Origin of the sequence: Shimazuella soli (assembly GCF_022511585.1) — a bacterium.
In the GTDB taxonomy this organism is placed as follows: domain Bacteria; phylum Bacillota; class Bacilli; order Thermoactinomycetales; family Thermoactinomycetaceae; genus Shimazuella; species Shimazuella soli.
Genome location: NZ_JAKWBN010000003.1, coordinates 309,838 through 327,371, shown reverse-complemented (window position 1 = coordinate 327,371; position 17,534 = coordinate 309,838). Strand labels below are relative to the sequence as shown.

The 17,534-nt window shown below is 40.6% G+C and carries 14 protein-coding genes; 3 read left to right on the top strand and 11 right to left on the bottom strand.

Annotation, left to right across the window (positions count from 1 at the left end):
• Positions 1 to 79 precede the first annotated feature (79 nt).
• The gene (locus MK805_RS10140; RefSeq protein WP_240875710.1) at positions 80 to 298 is read left to right on the top strand and encodes a hypothetical protein; all 219 of its coding nucleotides are present in this window, start codon (positions 80 to 82) and stop codon (positions 296 to 298) included.
• A gap of 14 nt (positions 299 to 312) precedes the next feature.
• On the opposite strand, the gene hprK is transcribed toward MK805_RS10140, so the two are convergent.
• Positions 313 to 1,236 (bottom strand): HPr(Ser) kinase/phosphatase, encoded by a 924-nt coding sequence (hprK, locus tag MK805_RS10135; RefSeq protein WP_240875708.1) that lies wholly within the window; start codon positions 1,234 to 1,236, stop codon positions 313 to 315.
• A gap of 317 nt (positions 1,237 to 1,553) precedes the next feature.
• Here hprK and MK805_RS10130 point away from each other — a divergent pair, with 317 nt between their 5' ends.
• Positions 1,554 to 2,174, top strand: a complete 621-nt coding sequence (locus tag MK805_RS10130; RefSeq protein WP_240875706.1) for a class D sortase — start codon at positions 1,554 to 1,556, stop codon at positions 2,172 to 2,174.
• Positions 2,175 to 2,258: 84 nt separating this feature from the next.
• On the opposite strand, the gene MK805_RS10125 is transcribed toward MK805_RS10130, so the two are convergent.
• The 3 genes from MK805_RS10125 to MK805_RS10115 form a co-directional block, all read right to left on the bottom strand.
• Positions 2,259 to 3,128, bottom strand: coding sequence for a cation diffusion facilitator family transporter (locus tag MK805_RS10125; RefSeq protein WP_240875703.1), 870 nt, complete (start codon positions 3,126 to 3,128; stop codon positions 2,259 to 2,261).
• A 197-nt stretch (positions 3,129 to 3,325) separates the two neighbouring features.
• Positions 3,326 to 4,096: a metallophosphoesterase family protein gene (locus MK805_RS10120; protein WP_240875701.1), complete on the bottom strand. Its 771-nt coding sequence runs from the start codon at positions 4,094 to 4,096 to the stop codon at positions 3,326 to 3,328.
• 285 nt (positions 4,097 to 4,381) lie between these two features.
• The gene (locus MK805_RS10115; RefSeq protein WP_338057497.1) at positions 4,382 to 5,260 is read right to left on the bottom strand and encodes an RNA-guided endonuclease InsQ/TnpB family protein; all 879 of its coding nucleotides are present in this window, start codon (positions 5,258 to 5,260) and stop codon (positions 4,382 to 4,384) included.
• A 281-nt stretch (positions 5,261 to 5,541) separates the two neighbouring features.
• Between MK805_RS10115 and MK805_RS10110 the strand changes: the two genes are divergently transcribed.
• Positions 5,542 to 6,879: an MATE family efflux transporter gene (locus tag MK805_RS10110; RefSeq protein ID WP_240875697.1), complete on the top strand. Its 1,338-nt coding sequence runs from the start codon at positions 5,542 to 5,544 to the stop codon at positions 6,877 to 6,879.
• Positions 6,880 to 6,932: 53 nt separating this feature from the next.
• Here MK805_RS10110 and MK805_RS10105 read toward each other — a convergent pair whose 3' ends face one another.
• The 7 genes from MK805_RS10105 to MK805_RS10075 form a co-directional block, all read right to left on the bottom strand.
• Positions 6,933 to 7,259, bottom strand: a complete 327-nt coding sequence (locus tag MK805_RS10105; RefSeq protein ID WP_240875695.1) for a phage holin family protein — start codon at positions 7,257 to 7,259, stop codon at positions 6,933 to 6,935.
• Positions 7,260 to 7,362: 103 nt separating this feature from the next.
• Positions 7,363 to 10,221, bottom strand: coding sequence for an excinuclease ABC subunit UvrA (gene uvrA / locus MK805_RS10100; protein WP_240875693.1), 2,859 nt, complete (start codon positions 10,219 to 10,221; stop codon positions 7,363 to 7,365).
• A 3-nt stretch (positions 10,222 to 10,224) separates the two neighbouring features.
• Entirely contained in the window at positions 10,225 to 12,246 is a 2,022-nt protein-coding gene (gene uvrB, locus MK805_RS10095; protein ID WP_255724578.1) for an excinuclease ABC subunit UvrB, read from the bottom strand.
• Between the two features lie 266 nt (positions 12,247 to 12,512).
• The gene (locus MK805_RS10090; RefSeq protein WP_240875688.1) at positions 12,513 to 13,610 is read right to left on the bottom strand and encodes a PDZ domain-containing protein; all 1,098 of its coding nucleotides are present in this window, start codon (positions 13,608 to 13,610) and stop codon (positions 12,513 to 12,515) included.
• A gap of 78 nt (positions 13,611 to 13,688) precedes the next feature.
• Positions 13,689 to 15,134, bottom strand: a complete 1,446-nt coding sequence (locus tag MK805_RS10085) for a S41 family peptidase (RefSeq protein ID WP_240875686.1) — start codon at positions 15,132 to 15,134, stop codon at positions 13,689 to 13,691.
• 196 nt (positions 15,135 to 15,330) lie between these two features.
• Positions 15,331 to 16,416, bottom strand: a complete 1,086-nt coding sequence (locus MK805_RS10080; protein WP_240875683.1) for a M23 family metallopeptidase — start codon at positions 16,414 to 16,416, stop codon at positions 15,331 to 15,333.
• Between the two features lie 26 nt (positions 16,417 to 16,442).
• On the bottom strand, positions 16,443 to 17,513 hold the full coding sequence (locus tag MK805_RS10075) for a murein hydrolase activator EnvC family protein (RefSeq protein WP_240875680.1): 1,071 nt from the start codon (positions 17,511 to 17,513) through the stop codon (positions 16,443 to 16,445).
• Positions 17,514 to 17,534: the final 21 nt, after the last annotated feature.

The window sequence follows — 17,534 nt, the reverse complement described above, 5'->3', positions numbered from 1 at the left end:
TAAAAATAATATTATTTATCAATATAGACAAATTTCATATTACATCTATAGGGTAAAATGTAAAAGGAGGGTGATTATCGTGTTAAATGTAGAAACCTATACAAATATAAATAGTATGGAAACAAAAGGATATGATTGCTTGGAGTGTGGACGAAAAACGAGTGTTCTGGAAAGGGATGGCTATGGAACCTGCCAAACCCCAGGATGTCTCTACCACAATCCCATTCAATTTGTTTACTATCCTAACTGGCTGGAACCAAAAATCAGCCGTGCTGGTCGTACTATTTGGTTTCTGTAGCACCTTAAACATTGTTACTTCTCTTCTAACGAATTTTCTAAACGGGTAACAAACTGTTCTGCTGCATGATACCCAAGTATTTTAGAACGGTAATTCATGGCAGCAACCTCAATCAAGACAGCTACATTTCGACCTGGTCGTACAGGTATGGTCAATTTTGGCAGCTCCGTATCCATTATCCGAATCGTTTCTTCTGACAATCCCAATCGATCATATGGATAATTTTCGCGCCATGTTTCCAATCGAACCACTATGGAGATATTCTTTTTATTCCGCACTGCACCAGCACCAAATAATATCATCACATCCATGATCCCCAAACCGCGAATTTCTAATAGATGTTTGATGATTGGTGGAGCAGTCCCCGATAGTTCTCCTTCTGTCACTTGGGTTATCTCAACAGCATCATCTGCAACCAGCATATGCCCACGCTTGATTAGTTCTAAAGCCGCTTCACTCTTGCCAATTCCACTCTCGCCTGTTATTAAAACGCCGATTCCGTATACATCAACTAATACACCGTGCAGCGTAGATACAGGTGCAAGTCGATTTTCTAAATAATCGGTTACCTTTCCAGCGAACTTGGTTGTGGGCAATGTAGTACGTAATACTGGTACCCCTATCTCATTTGCAGCTTTCAATAAATCTGCGGGAGTATTAAGATTCCGTGTGATACATATTGCTGGTACTTCAGGATGACATATCTTTCTCATTCTTTCTTCACGAACATCAGCTGATAAACTTTCAACGAAAGACAGTTCCGTCTTTCCTAAAAGTTGCAGCCTATCGACTGGATAGTAGGTAAAAAATCCGGCCAATTCCAAGCCAGGGCGGTATAAATCACTCGTTTGAATCATTCGTTCTAACGAAACGCCTTCACCAATTAGTTCTAAATTAAATTTCGCTTGTAATTCCTCGATCTTTACGCCAATACTCATCCAATTCCGCTCCATTCAGCCACATCTTCAAATTATACTTTTCGATCTTCATGTGAGAATATGCTAATATGATGACAACTAGAGTTACTAGGTATCTTATCACATTTTCGTCAAACATATCGAATATGGAGAAAACAATCCGAGTAACTTGGTTTTATACCAATAAATAATGTGCGGATAACATCGTTTTAACTTCTTCACTCACTACCAATTTTGTCTATTATGTAACAATGAAGGTTTTATTATCAAAACTGACAAATCTAATTAGTTAAGGTATAATATTCAGGGTTTTTCAACATCTAAAGGAGTGTTTTCTTTTGATACGGAAGCTGGCTTGGATCATTATCATCGTAGGAGTATTCATGATGGTTTTCAATGGTTTCCAGTGGTGGGATCAACTACGAAGAGTAGTGTATGATCCGATCGCCTCCAAGAAAGTGGCTGCAAACTGGGATGATCGACACACACAAAAGGCATTATCAGAAGGGATAGCCAGCAAAAATACGAAGCTAAAAGTAAGCGGGCAGATCGGAGAGCTTATCATTCCTCGCATGGGAGCAATTCTCCCCATTGTTCAAGGAACAGATGATGAATCGCTAAAAAAAGGGGTAGGACACTATATCGGCTATGGTACTGTAAACCCTGGAGAGACAGGACATGTGGTCTTATCCGGACACCGTGATACTGTATTTCGAGGAGCAGGTCAGTTAAAGATAGGTGACCGACTCTATGTGAAATTTCAAGGGCATATCTACACCTATCAAATTCGCAAAACATGGATAACAAACCCTGAGGATCGAACCATTATCGTCCCTATACCAAAACCAGTACTGACCCTTACGACTTGTTATCCTTTTGATTATATTGGAAGTGCCCCAGAACGATATATTATTCGGGCTGATCTGATTGAAGTTAAAAAAGATAATGGAGCCGTTTAGAGCAAATAAAAATAGACTAAGCAAAATAAGCCAACTCATATGTTGGCTTATTTTTTTAATTTCAACTCGCCATACTCACATGATTTAGCTTGGTTCTACATGAATATGAACATCATAAATGTCATGAGTTTGAATCAATTCGTTTTCCACTTCTGTAGAGATATCGTGGGCATCTTTTATTGCTAAATTTGCACCAACACAAAGGACTACATCAACAACTGCGTTGTTTCCATAATTTCTTGCTTTGATTTCTTTTACAGCTGTAACACCATTTACATTTAAAACCGTTTCTTTGTATTTTTCGATCAAGGCTTCATCATAGCCATCCATCAAATAATGAGTTGCTTCACGGAATATATCCCAAGCTGTCTTACAAATAAGAAGTCCTACAATGATAGCTGTAACTGTATCCAGCCAAGCAAGATGAAACTGTGATCCGATAATACCCACAACCGCTCCAATACTTACATAAGCATCAGAAAGATTGTCTTTTGCTGCTGCCATTACAGCCTGGCTGTTCGTCTTAACAGCAAGCTTTTTGTTATAACGATAAACACAGATCATAATTCCTGCACAAAAGGCGCCGACTCCAGCTGCAACTAAGTTCGGAGGTTCTTCTTTCCCGCCTACTATTGAAGTAATTCCTGTATATAAAACTTGAATCCCAACTGACATCATGATAAAAGAAGCGATGAGAGAGGATAGTGTTTCTGCTTTCCAGTGTCCATATGGATGATCATCATCAGCTGGCTTTTGTGAAAAACGCAGCCCTATGAACACTGCAATCGAAGCAACAATATCCGTGGCATTGTTTAATCCATCTGCTCGAAGAGCTTCGGAATTTGCCATATAACCTATACATAATTTCAGAGCGGATAAAAGGAGATAAGCAATAATACTGATGATTGCACCTTTCTCACTCTTTTTTAAATTCTCATATCGCTCCTGATTCAAATCAACATCTCCCCTCCAGCACAAATGCTATCCCATTCTAACAGCTAATGATGATGTGGGTCTAGAGAAACGTTTTTTTGTAGGTCATAAAAAGTAAACGAGAGCAAAAAATGTTGCGCTTATACAAGGCGCCCCTCTCTTTTTTGTAGAGAGGGGCGCAACACTGTTGGTGCTTTATGGCAGATCTACTGAAAATCCTAACTATCCTTTTTCCTTTGTTGTTCTGCCAGCTTTTCTATCATATTTATCGCTTGTTCTTCCTGCATCGTATTCCGAATATAATTCTCTACAAATTCTTCTGCCTGTGGATCACCGCTCTTAAGGATTGCTTTTGATGCTTCCTCTAGATCATAGGCGGTATATTTTAATTCGAATCCATTTTCATCGATAAGTGCCCAATATGCACCTGGAGCCCCAGTAAAAGGCATACCGACACTCCCTGGATTAATAATCTGCTTATCACCTATTTTCCGCACGAACGGAAGATGAGTATGTCCACAAAAAATCAAAGGCTGTTCTACAGTGTGAAACATCGTTTCTACCAGTTCATCTGGAGTTAGAGGAGTGAATATTTCCTCATCACTTTGCGGTGTAGCATGGCAAAATAAAATCTCTCCTAATCCCTTTACTTCTAGTACCATCGTCTCTGGTAATTCAACTAGAAATTGTCGATCAGATGGAGTCAATTGTTCCCCAACCCATTTTTGTTTCTCCACTCCTTTTTCAGATAAAAAAGGGATCGTCTTCCCTTCTGATACCTCTACCACTTCCCGCTCGCCGTTTCCACGAATCATCTGAACATTACCTGGGAAATTTCTTAGTGTTTCCAACGTCTGTAGTGGCATGGGTCCTGAAACAATGTCTCCTCCAATAAAGAGGACATCAGGTTTGATAGATTTTAATTCTTCTAGTACAGCATGTAAAGCCGGCAAATTGCCATGTATATCATATAAAACTGCTATTTTCATTTTCTTGTTCCTTTCTTTTTATATTTCGAACAAACCTCCAATGAATAAACCAAAAAATAAGTAAAATACACACACAACTAATAATTGTAGGCAAAGGTTGAGTTATTGATTTTGACCATAAAAATATCTCCTCAGGTTGGATAATGAAGTAACCTATACTACTCCTTTTGTGAAAGTCACATCGGCAACCAAATAGATGAATTAACTGAAAAATATAATTTTAAATCCATTTTAAGTGAACCTCTCACGACTAAAGTCGTAAGCTTCGTCTACGAAGGTTGATAGCTAGTCTATCCTTATTCGTACAGGCGTGTCCACTTCGCCTCTAGTGTATAAGCCCGTTAGGGCTACAACGTTACTTTTTCGCAAGATGTTTAATGCGCCATGGATATCTGCGTTCATCAACATTCCCGAAGACGTACGATATAAGCCACGTTTCACCCGTGCACCTCTAAAGGTATACGTTTTCGAGTTGGATGGATCATAGGTGGGCAGTTCATCTTGATCCCAAAAACTCGCTTTGGACGTGTAACTTTCTTCTTGTTGCACAAATGTAATCCCATATAACTGACACAAATATTCCAACTTCGCTTTGATCATCCCAATAGGGATATTCACAAAATTTTGGTTGTTGCGTTTACCTAAGTTGGTGCCTTTTTGCAGATTTTCGTTATATCCGATAACCAGTGTCCCAATGCGATATTTCAAACAATAATGGATTATCTTACGACAGGTCTTGTTCAGGTAATCGTTCACCAAACGATTTCGTTTTGCCACCAAAGCAACTTGTTGATGCGTATGCCCTTTCTGCTTTTGTTTGTCTTTGATTCGCTGCAAATGGGCATTGCGTTTGTTATACCATTGGTTGATTGCCTTTAGTCTTTTTCCATCGATCAGAAAACTTTTCCCTTTGGAGGTGACACAAGCCGCGAGATTGCTAATCCCCAAATCCTGGTTTTTATCGGTATCCCTTTGAACTGCCTGCTCTTCATACGTGTAATGCACTTCAAAGAACCTTGCTCGATGTTTGGGAAGAATACGAATCTCTTTGATTTTCTTGTCCGCCAACAAGGGAGGAATGCGAACCATCAGTGCAAACCAAAAACCGTAACGATTCATCCCACGAATGAATTCACGGGTGTTCTCGCCACAAAAATAAACTATAATGTTAGTAAAGATTCACTCTATTTGAAGGAATATTATGCGTTTCAAACACCTGCGAGAACTCAGTAGACAAGGGTTGCTTGGTATTTTTACGAGCCTCTCCCAGATTAGCCTCAATTTCGCTGACGCTTGGTTTGTGGCAAAGATCAATTTGGTGGCAGTGACTGCCGTAGGAATTGCCGGTGCCATCCTTATCTTGGTACAGAGCCAGATTCTGAGTCCACTAGCTGGTACCACGTCCGTATTTGTCTCTCAAAGTCGCGGAGGCAAAAACCTGTTGGATGATGACGACTCCAAGCTGTTGTCTGATCCATCCAACCAGATTCGGCTTGCTGTTCATCTGCTTTGCTCCGGTACTCGTACAGATCCTCTATGGAGCAGATCCACAGACCACAACAGACGCAGTGAACTACTTGCGGATTCTGGGTGGATGTGCCATCATCCCTTGCATGTTGGGAATGACAGGCGCTATCCTTCGTGGTAACAAAGACAGCAAAGCTGTCTTCCGCGTTGGGGTAACGATGAACTTGATCCATCTTCCACTGGATTATGTATTCATCTTCACCTTTGGTCTTGGAGTAAAGGGTGCAGCATTGGCAACTGTGCTCGCCAACCTCTTTGGACTGGTATTCATGTGGATGTCGGTAAAGTCGTCGATCTTTCTCAAAAAGACTTGGTCGAACGACTGGATGATCCACAAGCTGCTGTTCCAGCAATCCCTCCTCAATAGAAGGAGTGGTGCCCCTTGGAAGACAGTAATCACCCATCTCTTTGAGCTGAACTACACATGGTGGAAGCTACAGAAAAAGATCTTTGCTGACAGGTTTTCTTGGCGTCGTAACGCGATGCTCCAAAAAAAACTGATCGAGCAATCCCTTTCCACGATGGGTACCTTAATTGTCGCCCAAATTTCGGCGTTGTATCTCAACCGAACCACACTTCAGTATGGAACGGAAATCTACGCAGCTGGGCGCATTGCGAAACAAATCAAAGAGCTGTTCGATGTGGCATGGATTACGGGTTTTTCCAATGCGGTATCTCCTCTAGTTGCAGAGTGCTTTGGAAAGAGAAATTACAAAGAAGCCATTCGATACTGCAATTGGGCTGTTGGAGTAGTAACAGTAGGCTCCGTAATCATGTGGGCGATCCAATCCTTCACAGGAAAATGGATCATCGGTCTGTTTACAGATAATGCCCACGTTATCACGACAAGCTATTGGATGCTTTCCATTCTCGTTATCATGGATGGTTTTTGGGCCATTCAAGCTTGTGTATTCTTTTCCCTTCGAGGGGTCTCCTTCACCAAGTGGCAGTTCACCTGTAGTTTGATTGCCAATCTGCTTATTATGATGGCGATCTGGGTCTCAAATCACAATGGATGGGATTACAAAACCATCTACTATATCGAACTGGTCTACTGGATCATGCTTTGTCTTTTTGAGGTAGCACGATTCTATTCGTGCAAGTGGATTCCTGCGCGAACCCCGAAGCATACTGAGCTATGGATTCAAACATGGAGACCGACATGGTCAACGGCTTGGACACCAGCTGGGCTTCCGATGTGGTCCTCCATCTGGTTCCCGCAGTGGAATCGACAAACGGTCGATGATTCTCAATAGATCAAAAAGCACACTCCCCTATGCAAGAGGGAGTGTGCCGCACTTTTCAAAGCTTATTTTAAAATTCCTCTGGCAATGGATGATGCCACTGTCAATATCAATCCTCCGAGAACCGCAGGTACAAACCCATCAATAGTAAATCCATTTACAAAGAAACTAAGACCCCAAAATAATGCGATGTTAATAATTAAACCAAATAGACCAAGTGTTACAAGTGATAAAAGCCATTTGATTGGCCAGATGAGGATATTGATGACCGCTAACAAAATTGCAATCCAAAATGCCGTGCTCCAAGAATCAACATGTACTCCAGGTAAGTAATTCGCAATCAAAAACACAATGACTGCATTTATAACAATTCCTAAAATCCAACGCATCATTCACCTCTCCTCTCAATAAAAGTATATCGATGTTCATCAGTAGTCTCAAGCAACGAAAAGGATTAAAAGAGACCATAGCAAGATCGCTATGGCGCACTTCAGACTAATTCCCTACTGTTACAGCTTGTTTCAAGCGTTTTTGATCTCTTTTAAGGATCGGAGCTAAGTATTCGCCTGTGTAAGAACCTTTTTTCTTTGCCACCTCTTCAGGTGTACCTGTCGCCACAATGGTTCCTCCACCTTTGCCGCCTTCAGGACCTAAATCCACGATATAATCAGCCGTTTTAATTACATCTAAATTATGCTCAATGACAAGAACGGTGTCTCCATTATCCGCAAGTCTTTGCAAAACAGTGAGCAGTCGAGCAATATCATGAACATGAAGTCCTGTCGTCGGTTCGTCTAACACATAACAAGTCCGCCCTGTGCTCCGTTTGTGTAATTCTGAAGCTAATTTTACTCTTTGGGCTTCTCCACCAGATAACGTCGTTGCAGGCTGGCCTAGTTGGACATATCCCAAGCCTACATCCAAAAGTGTTTGGAGTTTTCGTTTGATTTTTGGGATGTTAGCAAAAAACTCTACCGCATCTTCTACTGTCATACTTAGTACATCCGCAACGTTTTTCCCTTTGTAGCGAATCTCTAAAGTGTCACGGTTATATCTTTTTCCTTTGCACTCTTCACAAGGTACGTAGACATCTGGTAAAAAGTGCATCTCAATCTTGATAATCCCATCCCCACGACAAGCCTCACAACGTCCGCCTTTGACATTGAAACTAAAACGACCTTTGAGATAACCGCGTACTTTTGCCTCTGTTGTCGAAGCAAAGACATCACGAATATCGTCAAACACACCCGTGTAAGTTGCAGGATTACTTCGAGGAGTACGTCCAATGGGAGATTGGTCAATACTGATCACTTTATCGAGGTGTTCGATACCGTCGATTTTTTTATGTTTTCCAGGTACTGTTTTGGCACGATTTAGCTGCTTCGATAACGATTTTAGTAAAATTTCGTTGATCAATGTACTCTTCCCAGACCCCGAAACACCTGTTATACAGGTTAGAAGTCCAATTGGAAAAGATGCAGAAACATCCCGTAAATTATTTTCGGATGCTCCAACCACTTTTATCCACTTATCTGTCGCTTCTCGTCTTTTTTCTGGTAATGGGATAAATTTTCGACCGCTCAAATAGTTACCAGTAAGAGAATCTGGATTTTCCATGATCTCTTTTGGAGTACCAGCTGCTATTACTTGTCCGCCATGAACGCCTGCACCCGGACCAATATCCAAAATATAATCAGCACTCATCATCGTATCTTCATCGTGTTCTACCACAATCAATGTATTTCCGATATTTCTCATTTGCTCTAACGTGGTGATCAAACGGCTATTGTCTCTCTGATGAAGTCCGATACTTGGTTCGTCTAAAATATAAAGAACACCCATTAAACTAGACCCGATTTGAGTAGCAAGCCGGATACGCTGTGCTTCTCCCCCTGATAAAGTTCCGGCGGACCGACTTAAGGTGAGATAATCCAACCCGACATTGGACAGAAATCCAAGTCTACTCTCGATTTCTTTTAACACCAATCTAGCAATTTGTCTCTCTTTCTCTGTCAGCTCGAGAGTCTCAAAGAATGTGAGTGATTCAGCAATCGTCAAACTCGTCACATAATCTATATTTTGACCGCCAATCAGTACATGCAGCATCTCTTCTTTTACCCTTGCCCCTCTGCAAGTCGGACAAGGTTTCGTACTCATATAACCTTCCAATTGCTCACGTACCATGTCAGATGCAGTTTCTCGATGTCGACGAGTTAAATTATTTACTACACCCTCAAACATTGTATGTGTATCACGGGAAAAGCCCATATCATTGGTGTATTGAAAACGAAATCTCTCTTTGGAGCCAAATAAAATGATATTTTGTTGTTCTTCTGGAAGTTTCTCAAATGCTTTTGTCTTACTAATTCCAAAATGTTTACAAACAGCATCTAACAGCTGGTTGTAGTAGTTACTAGACGAACTAGCCCACGGTTCGATTACCCCTTTGTTGATAGACAGCTTTGGATTTGCAATCACTAATGTCGGATCTATTTCCATTCGGTTTCCGAGCCCATCGCACGTTGGACATGCACCAAATGGGCTATTAAAAGAAAACATACGAGGAGTGAGCTCAGGAATACTATAACCGCACTCTGGACAAGCAAGATTTTGACTGAATAACATTTCTTCTCCATCGATGACATCGACAAGAACTTCCCCATCTGACAGACGCAATGCCATTTCTACTGAATCCGTAAGACGGGAAGTGATTCCTTCTTTGATCACAATACGGTCGACAATGACCTCAATCGTATGTTTTTTATTTTTCTCCAGTTTTTCTACTTCTGTTACTTCTTGTATTTCTCCGTCAATCCGAACCCTTACAAATCCTTGCTTTTGAATATCTGCTAATATTTTTTCGTGTTCTCCTTTTTTGCCTTTCACGATGGGAGCAAGAATTTGTATCCTCGTTTTCTCAGGTAAAGCCAAGATATGATCTACCATTTGCGGGGTAGTCTGGGACGTGATTTCGATTCCATGACGCGGACAATAAGCTCGTCCAATACGTGCAAACAACAAACGTATATAATCATAAATTTCCGTAACGGTACCAACAGTAGAACGTGGATTGCGGCTTGTTGTCTTTTGGTCGATGGAGATTGCAGGAGACAAACCTTCAATACTATCCACATCAGGTTTGTCCATCTGCCCTAAAAACTGTCTGGCATACGCAGATAAAGACTCCACATATCTCCTCTGCCCTTCTGCATAGATGGTATCAAAAGCAAGGGAAGATTTACCGGAACCACTAAGACCTGTGATCACTACCAATTTATCGCGAGGGATGGTAACATCTATATCCTTTAAATTATGGACACGTGCTCCTCGTATCTCAATATTTTCAATCGCCAACCGTTAGTCCCCACTTTCTGCTTTTAACTCTAAAAGAATATCTCGTAATTCCGCTGCACGTTCAAACTGCAAATCTTTGGCCGCTTGTTTCATTTCCTTTTCCATCTTCTCTAGGAGTAATTGACGTTCTTTCTTAGTCATCTTCTTGCCACTGCGGTCTGTTGTATAGGTTGCCTTCTCTTCTGCAACTTTTGTTGTCGCTTCGATTACTTGGCGGACTTTCTTCTGAATCGTCATCGGTGTAATTCCGTGTTTCTCATTGTGCGCAATTTGAATGGTACGGCGACGCTCTGTCTCTTCGATCGCTTTTTGCATGGAGTTGGTTATCTTATCTGCATACATAATAACTTCACCATGAGCGTTACGTGCGGCACGGCCGATAGTCTGAATCAGCGAACGCTCTGCACGTAAGAAACCTTCTTTATCCGCATCGAGGATAGCAACCAAGGAAACCTCAGGAAGATCAAGTCCTTCACGAAGAAGATTGATTCCAATGAGAACATCAAACTCACCCAAACGAAGATCACGCAAAATTTCCATCCGTTCAATCGTCTTGATATCTGCATGTAAATAACGAACTCGAATCCCTATTTCTTTGAAGTAGTCTGTTAAATCTTCCGCCATTTTCTTCGTCAAGGTCGTAACCAAAACACGTTCGTCCTGATCCACACGTTTATTTATCTCCCCGATCAAATCATCAATTTGACCTTTGATAGGACGAATATAAATTTTTGGATCAAGCAAACCAGTCGGCCGGATAATTTGCTCTACCATCTCTGGAGTTTTTTCTAACTCATATGGCCCTGGTGTCGCGGATACAAACAAGATTTGATTAATCTTACTTTCAAATTCTTCAAATTTGAGCGGCCGGTTATCTCGAGCAGAAGGTAGACGAAAACCGTGTTCTACCAGCATATTTTTACGAGCTTGGTCTCCATTAAACATCGCACCAATTTGTGGGATCGATACATGGGACTCATCTACCACGATCAAAAAATCATCAGGGAAATAATCGATCAACGTATATGGCGGCTGGCCGGGTTCCGTACCGATCAGGTGCCTAGAATAATTTTCAATTCCTGAACAAAATCCAATTTCACGCATCATTTCCATGTCATATCGTGTGCGTTGTTCTAGGCGCTGTGCTTCTAAAAGCTTCCCTTCTTGTTTAAAGAAAGCCAACTGTTCTTCTAGTTCTGCTTCAATCGTTTTCAGGGCTCTTTCCATGACTGCCCCACGGGTGACATAGTGAGAAGCTGGAAAAACAGCGACATGTTCCCGCTCTCCGATGATTTCTCCAGTCACCACATCGATTTCTCTGATTCGTTCAATCTCATCACCAAAAAACTCTACTCGGACTGCTTGTTCACTTCTTGAAACAGGGAAAATCTCGATTACATCTCCACGCACGCGAAATGTACCACGAGTAAAGTTAATATCATTTCTTTGGTACTGAATATCAACTAATTTACGAAGAACTTCATTTCGTTCTTTTTCCATTCCAACACGCAGAGACAGCACCAAATCACGATACTCAATCGGCGAACCAAGCCCATAAATACAAGAGACACTAGCAACGATAATCACATCTTTTCGTTCGATTAATGCGCTTGTCGCTGAGTGCCGTAGTTTATCTATCTCATCGTTAATGGAAGAATCTTTTTCGATAAAAGTATCAGTTTGAGGGATATATGCTTCTGGTTGATAGTAGTCATAGTAACTGACAAAATATTCAACTGCATTATGAGGGAACAATTCTTTTAATTCCCCACATAACTGTGCTGCTAATGTTTTATTGTGAGCGATCACAAGGGTGGGTTTATTCACATTTGCAATAGTCGATGCAATAGTAAATGTCTTACCTGTACCTGTAGCCCCTAACAAGGTCTGTTGTTTTTTTCCTTCTTTTATTCCTGCTGTTAAGGCTTCAATTGCTTTTGGTTGATCTCCACTAGGCTCAAATTCAGACACCAACTGAAAAAGCTTTTCCACGCTTCTCACCGTCCTATTCCTGCAATTCAACATCTATATAAATCCATTATCTCTTATTCACAGCATCCACCATTATAGCATACTTTCGGTGTCAAGCGAAACATTCGTTCCGATATGAATCTCTCGGTTGAAACCACATCCCTAATATCTTACGGTGTGACGAGTAAAACTCTTAAATGGTAAAGTGTTTACTATCCATTTTGTTCTGAACAGTCTTCCAGATGACCTCACAGTGTAACGAAATAAAAAAGGGTGCCGTTTATCGGTACCCTTTTCTAAATCATTAAACTACATATTCTCTACAAGGGATCAGCTCCAACTATTCCCAAGTGTTTAGGGTCTTTCTCATAAATTGCCCGTTGAAGAAAGTGGCTGTCCTGTTGTTCATCTAATACTTCTAACTTACAAAAAGAGGAGAGTGAAACAGCTTGTTCCAAATCTTCTGCTGTCTGAATACGCACCCCATTTAAACGGTGGATAATATCTCCTGTCTTGATTCCTAATACAGCAGCAGGAGTTTGCGGAAGAACGGCTAGTACCTTTAGCCCTTTTTCATCGGAGACGAACAGGGGTACTTTACGTCGTTCCATAAATCGGCTCCAAAGATACATTACTTCATGACCGAACAACGCAAAAACAGCAGCTGCCCATATCCACTCCTTTTGAAATGTTCCTAACCACACAATAATGGACAACACACCTGCATATAACAGTGTAAGCGTGGAAATAAGCCTCTTTTTTTGTTTGAGAGGTTTCGAACAAGTCTTGCTGGCAAATCCCATCATGATAGGCAAAGGCAGCCATCCTGCTGGAGTAAAAGCAACCAAGGAAATAGGCCAAGTTTTGGCAAGCAGATAACCAGGTACACTCTTTCCAGATATATGATCAAGCCGGACTGGTGTACTGGAATTAGAACCTTCTGCTCGAATTAAAATCCATTCTAAGAAATGGGCGAAACCAACGATATACAACCAATTCATCACAGAAAAATGCTCGACTACGTAATACCACTTTACTAGTCCGATTGGTAAGACCGTTATATGCATATAAGGCAGGGCTAAATGAAGCAAGGAAATAAACCCCACAGAGTATGCAATACAGGCAAAACGCCGACGAAATACAGCAAAAGAAATCGTCATAATCCAAACCAAAAATAGCTCGTCTTTATTTATATCAAACATAAAGGAAGATAATGCCAATGAGAGTGCTAATCCCGTCAATAAACCATAACAACACGTTCGGAAAATGGTTGGTAACGGTGCTTCTACAATGTGACCAAAATGCTTTCGCTCTAAGAGGTTGGTATAAATCGTAAATAGGATAGGAAGTAACAATGCAATAATCCATAGTGGCTCTGTCCATAGAAATATCCAAGTTTTCATAAACCCTAGATGCAAAAGGAACCCCCTCCAGTGCAAACATCTACTAGAGAGGGTTTTCGACATAAGTACCAAATATTCCTTTGAGTTCACTATTTATTCACTAATATGAGCCAAAAATTGGATAGCAGTCTGTAATTGTTTATCATTCTTTGGATCTCGCAATAAACTTTGATATGCAATTCCCAAAAATTTTGCTGTCTGTGCATCCAACTCTCCATTTTCTGGAATATTATTGGACTTTTGGAAGTTTTTCAATGCTGCCTCTGTAGCTGTATCAAAGTAGCCATCGGTTCTACCCGGTTTAAAACCAAGCGCATCTAAAATTAACTGCATATTTTTCACATCAGTAGAATTACTATCAGGCTTCCAGGTTTGTTTTCCTTCTGGTAAATTCGCTTGTGTAAAAGCAAATGGAGCAACTTCGATATTTGGAGACAGTCCTTTTGTTCCACCATGTTGATCGATCCATGTACCATTGGGTGTCAACCATTTTGCGATCGTCAGTTTTAAGTTACTGCCATCGGAATATTCAATACTGGATTGAACACTACCTTTTCCATATGTTTTCTGACCGATCACCGTATACTTACCTGACTGTTGAAAAGCGGCGGCCATGATCTCTGCTGCACTAGCACTACTTCCATCTACCAATATTGTGATGGGATACGATTTTACCTGAGTTCCTTTTGCACGATATACTTCTTTGTTTCCTGCTTTATCTTGTGTACTAACGATAATTTTGCCTTCAGGTAGCAACTGCTGACACATATTCACTACTACCTTTAACAATCCGCCTGGATTGCCGCGCAGATCAATAACAAGACCTTTCATTTTCTGCTTCTCTAACTGTGAGATAGAAGTGAAAAATTCTTTATCGGTTGTCTGCGAAAACTGAGAAATACCAATGTATCCAATCTTATTATCCAACATTTTATTGCTAACCGTTTGTTGTGGAATATCTTTTCTGATCGCAGTTACTGTAAAAGGTGCCCCTCCCCCTCGGACTACTTCCAATGTAACTTTGGTTCCTTTTGGACCCCTAATCTTGGCTACTGCTTCATTTAGTTTAAGTCCAACGATACTTTTTCCATCCACTTTGCGAATTTGATCATTTACCTGCAACCCTGCATGTTCCGCTGGTGAATCCTTTACAATTGATTCGATCGTCACTTGTCCGTCCTTTATCACTACGCCAGCACCTATTCCGGAAAAAGAGGAATTCATAATGGAGGAAAGAAATTGTTTTGCCTCTTGAGGATTCATATACTCAGAATGTGGATCACCTAAAGCTGCAATCATGCCACGCAGAGCACCATCCATTAGAGCTTGGTCCGAAATATTCCTCACATAACTGCTTCGAATAGTATCATAAGTCTTTTTCAGTTTTTCTTCATATGCTTTATATTCTTTTGATTCGCTTGAAACTTGATTAGGTAAGTTGCTTGTTTCCTGTCCCATAAAAAACAAGGAAGTTAGCAAACTGCCTAGAGCCATAGCTGCTATCACCATAAGCGCAACTGTTCTACTACGAAAAGTCATATCTCCAGCCCTTTCTTCATCAACAACGTGATCCAGTCTCTCTATGATGTAACACGAAAACGGAGCCCTCCATGATGCCCGTCCATTTTGGTTCTACTCTAACATATTCCTATCGTTTGAGAAATAGAAGAAGGACATCTTTCACGCTGCGAAAGCGTTACCGGATGTCCTTCTTCCATGCTATATACCAAATGGATTAACTACCAAAATATTTCATTGGGTCTTTCGCAGGTGGTTTTGCACCATAACCAATTCGCACTTCAAAGTGAAGGTGAGGACCTGTAGAGTGTCCATTATTCCCAACAGCAGAAATAATTTCTCCTTTGGTTACTTCTTGTCCTACTTTTACTTTTACTTCATAAGGATAACTATGTGCATATCGCGTATAGAAAGGCTGCCCGTTATATTCACCATGATAAATCGTGATAAGCCATCCATATCCAGAAGATACACGACTTTCTACTACAACCCCGTCAGCTGCTGCTCTATATGGAATTCCTATTTTCCCTTGTGTTCCAAAGTCAACCCCTTCATGCATCCTGCCCCAACGAAATTTAAATCCAGATGTAATAGGATAATCCATAGGTCTTTGTAATGGGCCGGTATATGGGAATTTTAATTTTCCACTGCTAATTAATGCTTTATTGATATCGATTAATTCAGACTCGTTGGCATCTTCCATGCCTTGGAGTTCTTTTAATTTTCCTTTGCTTTTGTTTATTTCTGCCATCATTTTATTAAAAGCATCTTTTGATTTATCTACTTCTTTTTGCTGTTTCGCAATCAGTTGGTTTAATTTATCAATCTGCACTTGCACCTGTTCTGTCGCTTTTTTCTTATCTTCTAATAAAGCATAATCTTGTTGAGCTAAAAGTCGAACCATCTCAAATCGAACCAAAAACTCGCTAAAATTATTAGATTGAAGCAATTGAGACATGTAGCCTGTTTCGCCTCTTTCATACAACTGGCGAAGTCGTTCATTAAACTTTTTCTGATAGACTTCTTCTTTTTGTTCGGCTTGCTTTTTAAGAACATCGACCTTATCTACTTGTACTTGAACGTCATCAATCGCTTTTTGACTTGCTGCCATCTGTGCATTATATTTTTCTAATGTCTTATTTCCGCTCGCAATAGAATCCATCACTTTTAATTTATCTTTACGGATTTGCATTAATTCTTCACGTGTTGTTTTGGCATCCACTTCTGTGCTGCTGCCTACAATTATACTGGCACAAACCAAAACAGCTATCGTAGCCGTGAGTATTCGCTTTGTCCTTTGCAACTCAACGTCCTCCCAGAATGTAGCTATTAAGATATGTATGGCATCGGATCAACTGCTTCTCCATTTTTATGTACTTCAAAATGCAGGTGTGATCCAGTAGAGTGTCCGTTGTTGCCGATATCAGCAATCCATTGTCCTTTTTTGACATGCTCTCCGACTGATACACGCACAGTGCTTCGATACATATGACCATATAAAGTGGATAGCTCATCTGAATGTTTGATCACAATGTAATACCCAAAACCATCAGGATCAGATTTAGTTAGAATAACTACTCCGTCATCCGCTGCAAAAATTTTCTTACCGTCAGGACCAGGCTTGTTATCATCGATGTCTATACCTTTGTGTTGTCTCCCCCAACGATAACCAAACCCTGAAGTAATTGATCCAATTCCAGGTTTCATCAATACACCGGTGCCAAAATTCCCACTATATTGCTGAGATGCTAATTTTTCCAATCGCTCTTGCTCTTTAATAGCTGCTTCTGTAACTTCCTCATCATGTTGAATATTAGCAAGTTCTTTGCTGATTCCTTGTGTTTTCTTTTCGATTTCTGCGATTTTGGCTTTTTCTTTTGCAAAAAGCGGTTGAATCTTTGCTCGTAAAACCTCAATGGATTTCTTTTTATACGCAATAGACTTTGCTGTTTGCTTGTACTCTGTCAACAAGTTACTATCATTCTTCACGATGAGACGAATACCTTCTACACGAGCAAAAAATTCCCCAAAAGTTTTGGCAGAAATCAATTGCCCCATATAACCCATTTCGCCGCTTTGATAGAGATGGATCACTCTTGCATTTAACTGTTTTTGCTGCTGCTTTAACAACTTTTCATTTGCTGCGATGTCTTTATTCAGTTGTAGAAGCTGAGTATCATATTGATCCATTTGTTTTTCGATCGGTGCGATTTCCTTCTTCAACTGGTTCAATTCGCTCTGAGCTTGTCCGAGCTGTTGATTTTTCGACTTTTTATTTTCTTGTATATGCTTCAGCTTTTCTTGTTGTTCGGATTTCTTTGAAGGTGCAGCATAAGCATCTGCACCCCATAAACTAAATGCTAGGCAAGTAGATAGGCTAGCAATAAATAGGCGTCTCATATAATCCCCCCAAGTTCTGTG

Bases quoted from the DNA above. Each gene is read 5' to 3' on its own strand.
- MK805_RS10075 (WP_240875680.1), bottom strand. From the start codon at position 17,513: ATGAGACGCCTATTTATTGCTAGCCTATCTACTTGCCTAGCATTTAGT.
- MK805_RS10120 (WP_240875701.1), bottom strand. From the start codon at position 4,096: ATGAAAATAGCAGTTTTATATGATATACATGGCAATTTGCCGGCTTTA.
- uvrB (WP_255724578.1), bottom strand. From the start codon at position 12,246: ATGTTGAATTGCAGGAATAGGACGGTGAGAAGCGTGGAAAAGCTTTTT.
- hprK (WP_240875708.1), bottom strand. From the start codon at position 1,236: ATGAGTATTGGCGTAAAGATCGAGGAATTACAAGCGAAATTTAATTTA.
- MK805_RS10085 (WP_240875686.1), bottom strand. From the start codon at position 15,134: ATGACTTTTCGTAGTAGAACAGTTGCGCTTATGGTGATAGCAGCTATG.
- MK805_RS10105 (WP_240875695.1), bottom strand. From the start codon at position 7,259: ATGATGCGTTGGATTTTAGGAATTGTTATAAATGCAGTCATTGTGTTT.
- MK805_RS10110 (WP_240875697.1), top strand. From the start codon at position 5,542: ATGATGACGACTCCAAGCTGTTGTCTGATCCATCCAACCAGATTCGGC.